This is a genomic window from Oleiphilus sp. HI0080 (assembly GCF_001635135.1).
This window is the reverse complement of record NZ_LWFU01000157.1, coordinates 1-353: the sequence shown is the minus strand read 5'-3', so window position 1 is coordinate 353 and position 353 is coordinate 1. Positions and strand designations below refer to the sequence as shown.

Here is a 353-nt window from a genome sequence, read left to right as displayed (position 1 = left end):
CTGCTACGCAGCTTTTGCCGCTTAGCTTGGCGTTAAATCTTATTAGTAGCTCATACTTGCACAATATATAGAACAGGATATACTTGTCTTATAAATTGTACATATAGAGTGGTGATTATGAAAGTTGTTAATTTCTCCGAAGCTAGAAATCAGCTTAAAAGTGTATTAGATCAGGTGGTAGATGATGCTGATTATACGGTTATCACAAGACGTGACGCAGAGGATGCTGTCGTTATGTCACTTGATCAATTTAATGGGCTAATGGAAACCGTGCACTTGCTCAAGAGTCCCGCAAATGCAGCTCATCTAAGTAAATCAATCCAACAATATCGTGCAGGTAAAGCCGAGGAGCA

The 353-nt window shown here is 39.7% G+C and carries 1 protein-coding gene; it reads left to right on the top strand.

Annotation, left to right across the window (positions count from 1 at the left end):
* Nucleotides 1-117: 117 nt before the first annotated feature.
* A partial coding sequence (locus A3751_RS01835) for a type II toxin-antitoxin system Phd/YefM family antitoxin (RefSeq protein WP_068451487.1) occupies nucleotides 118-353 on the top strand: 236 nt, incomplete at its 3' end.